Annotated in this window: 4 protein-coding genes; 3 read left to right on the top strand and 1 reads right to left on the bottom strand. The window is 62.9% G+C overall.

What is annotated here, in order from left to right; all coding sequences use genetic code 11:
• Window positions 1-983, top strand: a 983-nt coding sequence (locus EN935_RS26120; protein ID WP_127373758.1) for an ATP-dependent RecD-like DNA helicase, incomplete at its 5' end; no start/stop codon positions are given.
• Here the strand turns inward: EN935_RS26120 and EN935_RS26115 are convergent.
• On the bottom strand, window positions 984-1,388 hold the full coding sequence (locus EN935_RS26115) for an STAS/SEC14 domain-containing protein (RefSeq protein WP_127265683.1): 405 nt from the start codon (window positions 1,386-1,388) through the stop codon (window positions 984-986).
• 135 nt (window positions 1,389-1,523) lie between these two features.
• Between EN935_RS26115 and EN935_RS26110 the strand changes: the two genes are divergently transcribed.
• Both EN935_RS26110 and EN935_RS26105 read left to right on the top strand, forming a co-directional pair.
• A complete protein-coding gene (locus EN935_RS26110; RefSeq protein ID WP_127265682.1) occupies window positions 1,524-2,264 on the top strand; it encodes a pyridoxine 5'-phosphate synthase in 741 nt (246 codons plus the stop codon).
• Window positions 2,265-2,367: 103 nt separating this feature from the next.
• A partial coding sequence (locus tag EN935_RS26105; RefSeq protein ID WP_127373757.1) for a KUP/HAK/KT family potassium transporter occupies window positions 2,368-3,767 on the top strand: 1,400 nt, incomplete at its 3' end.

Below are 3,767 nucleotides of genomic sequence, written 5' to 3'. Positions count from 1 at the left end.
GCCAAGTGCAGTTCGCCGCCTTCACCGGCAAGGCCGCACAGGTTCTGCGCTCCAAGGGTGCGGTCAATGCCCGCACCATCCATTCGCTGATCTACAGGCCGAAGGGCGAGGAGTCGGTGTCGGACGAAGTCACCGGCAAGACCTCGATGTCGCCGACCTTTTCGCTCAACCGGCAGAGCCCGATCTCGCGGGCCAAACTGGTCGTCATCGACGAATGCTCGATGGTCGACGAACAGCTTGGCCGCGACCTGATGAGTTTCGGCACGCCGATCCTGGTGCTCGGCGACCCCGGCCAGTTGCCGCCGATCTCGGGTGGCGGCTTCTTCACCGACCACGAGCCGGATTTCCTGCTCACCGAAATCCACCGGCAGGCGCGCGACAACCCGATCCTGCGGCTGGCGCTCGATGTGCGCGAGGGCCGCGAGTTCATGCGTGGCGACTATGGCACGGCGCAGGTCATCGGCAAGGAAGACGTCACCCAGGAGCTGGTGCTGAAGGCGGACCAGGTGCTGGTCGGCACCAACCGCACGCGCCGCCGCTACAATCAGCGGCTGCGCGAACTCAAAGGCTTCAATGCCGACTATCCGCAGGCTGGCGACAAGCTGGTCTGCCTACGCAACGATCCGGCCAAGGGCCTGCTCAACGGCTCGCTGTGGAAGGTCATGACCTCGTCGCGCGAGACGGTGAAGCCCGGCATCAACCTTCTGGTGTCGCCGGAAGAGGACGATCCGGATCGCGGTGTCGCCAAGATCAAGCTGCTCAAGGCGGCCTTCGAGGACCCGGATGCCGACATCCCCTGGCAGCAGAAGAAGCGCTTCGACGATTTCGACTATGGCTACGCGCTGACCGTGCACAAGGCGCAGGGCTCGCAGTGGAACGAGATTGTGCTGTTCGATGAAAGCTGGGCCTTCAAGGAAACCCGCCAGCGCTGGCTCTACACCGCCATCACGCGGGCGGCCGAGCGGCTGACGATCGTCAGGTAGCTATCGCTCGCCAATCGGGCTGGCGCCGAGCCATTGCCAGGCGGCAGCCTCGTCTTGCGCCTTGAAATGCCTGAACTCGATTGGTGGCGAAGCCGGCAGAAAGCGTTGAGCGTCCGCTATCCAGTCCGGTTTGCCGATCGTCGCGCAACGGCCGACATGTTCCAATGCATGGATGGCGCCCTGCTTCAGGGTTTCGTCCGCGATATGGGTCCAGTCGACGCCATCATGGTCGACGAGGCGCACCAGCACATCGATGCGCGGATGAAGGGCATAGGCGGCCTCCATCAGCCCGAAAAGGTTTTCGCCGTCGGCCGCGGAGACGTGCCCGACGATGTCGATGGCGAAAAGGTCGTCACGGCTGGTCTCGATACGACGGATCGCCGGCACGGAATCGAGGAAATTCATGGGCGGTTCCTTTCCCGGATATGTTCATCAGGCTTGGAACACCCGAAACCCCCAGTCTGTTCCCACCAAAGGCATTACTGTTCCCGCCAAAGGCATTATAGGTGGCGCGTCGAATGATTTTACGAGGCCGCCCGCATGCCCGCAAAGCTCTCCGTCAATCTCAATGCCATCGCCATGCTGCGCAACCGGCGCGACCTGCCGTGGCCTGATGTCATCGGTCTCGGCCGCATTGCGCTCGCGGCCGGGGCGCATGGGCTGACGGTGCATCCGCGCCCCGACGAGCGGCACACAAGACGCTCCGATCTGCCCGCGATACGGTCGCTGATCGACGACGAGTTTCCGCGCGCGGAATTCAACATCGAGGGCTATCCGACCGAGGATTTCCTGCTGCTTGTGGAAAAGCATCAGCCCGAACAGGTGACGCTGGTGCCGGACGATCCGGCCCAGGCGACATCGGACCATGGCTGGAACTTCGCGACCCAGGCCGCGTTCCTCACTCCGATCGTCAAGCGTCTGAAGAAGGGGGGCTTTCGCGTGTCGCTGTTTTCCGATCCGGACCCCGATTGCGTGGCGGCCGCACACGACACCGGCGCCGACCGCATCGAGCTCTATACGGGTCCCTACGGCAGCTATCATTCCGATTCCGCCAAGGCGGCCAAGGAGCTGGAAAGACTGGGAAAAACCGCCGACGCCGCCCTTGCTGCCGGGCTTCAGGTCAATGCCGGGCACGATCTGGTGGTCAGCAACCTGCCGGCACTTGCCAGGCGCATTCCGGCATTGGCCGAAGTGTCGATCGGACACGGGTTGACAGCCGACGCGTTGGAGTATGGCATGGCCGGCACGGTGGGTCGGTTCCTCAAGGCCTGCGGATGGTAGCGATGGCAGCCTCGCGTGGCAGGCATGGCAGCCATTACGCGACGGCACTTGATATTGCATCGCAGCAAGCGTAGAGCACCGCGCGCTTATCGGAGTGTCGTCCATGGCCCTTACCAATACTGGTAGTGAGGCAGAACCCGTCGAACAATCGAGCCATTCGGAAGTCGAACAGCACAGCACCAAGGTTCTGATGCTGGGCGCGCTCGGTGTCGTCTATGGGGATATCGGCACCAGCCCGATCTATGCCTTTCGCGAGGCGCTCGTGGCGTCGTCGGGCGGCAATGTCGCCCAGCGCGGCGATATTCTTGGCGTTTTGTCGCTGATCATCTGGTCGTTGACGATCATCGTCACAATCAAATACATCATGTTCGTGCTGCGCGCCGACAACCGCGGCGAGGGCGGCGTGCTGTCGCTGATGGCGCTGGCGCGCGGCAGTTTTCCCAAGCGCTCGGCGCTGATGCTCGGTATCGGCATCGTCGGGGCATCGCTTTTCTTCGGTGACGCTGTCATCACGCCGGCGATTTCGGTGCTGTCGGCGGTTGAGGGCATGAATGTCGTCACGCCGACCTTCCAGCCTTATGTCGTGCCATTGACACTGGTCATTCTTGCCATGGTGTTCGCTGTGCAGCGCTTTGGCACGGGCGGGGTGGGATTGGTGTTCGGCCCGGTGACCGCGGTATGGTTCCTGGCCATTGGCCTTTCCGGTCTCAACCACATCATCGCCGATCCGGAAATCCTGTGGGCGGTGAGCCCGCACTACATCGTTGCCTTTCTGATCAATTCGCCCGACGTCGCTTTCGTGACCATCGGCGCCATCTTCCTCGCCGTCACCGGCGCGGAAGCACTCTATGCCGATCTCGGCCATTTCGGCCGCAAGCCGATCGTGCTGGCCTGGCTGGCGATCGTGTTTCCCTGCCTGCTGCTTAACTATGCCGGGCAGGGTGCCTTCGTGCTGGCCAAGAACGGCGTCGTCGGCCATCCGTTCTTCGAGATGAACGAGGGCTGGGCGCTGATCCCGATGGTCGTGCTGGCGACCGCCGCCACCGTCATCGCCAGCCAGGCGGTGATATCGGGCGCCTTCTCGCTGACCAGGCAGGCGGTGCAGCTCAACATGCTGCCGCGCCTGGAAATCCTGCATACGTCGGAGAAACAGTCCGGCCAGATCTACATGCCGCGCGTCAATCTCCTGTTGGCGCTGGTGGTGATGATGCTGGTCGTCGGCTTCGGCGAGTCCAGCAGGCTGGCGTCGGCCTACGGCATCTCGGTGACCGGCAACATGCTGGTGACGACGGTGCTGCTCTATGTCGTCATGACGCGTATCTGGAAATGGCAACTGTGGCTGGCGGTCTCGCTGACGGCGCTGTTCGGCTTTATCGACATTGGCTTCTTTGCCTCCAACATCGTCAAGGTGTTCGAGGGCGGCTGGGCATCGCTGGCCGTGGCCTTCACCATCGTGCTGGCCATGTGGACCTGGGTGCGCGGCAGCCGCTATCTGTTCGACAA

The sequence above is a fragment of the Mesorhizobium sp. M7D.F.Ca.US.004.03.1.1 genome (assembly GCF_003998635.1).
GTDB classification, from domain to species: Bacteria; Pseudomonadota; Alphaproteobacteria; order Rhizobiales; family Rhizobiaceae; genus Mesorhizobium; species Mesorhizobium loti.
This window is presented reverse-complemented; position numbering and strand designations above follow the sequence as displayed.

Coding starts and splice junctions, on each gene's coding strand:
- EN935_RS26115 (WP_127265683.1), bottom strand. CDS start 1,388: ATGAATTTCCTCGATTCCGTGCCGGCGATCCGTCGTATCGAGACCAGC.
- EN935_RS26110 (WP_127265682.1), top strand. CDS start 1,524: ATGCCCGCAAAGCTCTCCGTCAATCTCAATGCCATCGCCATGCTGCGC.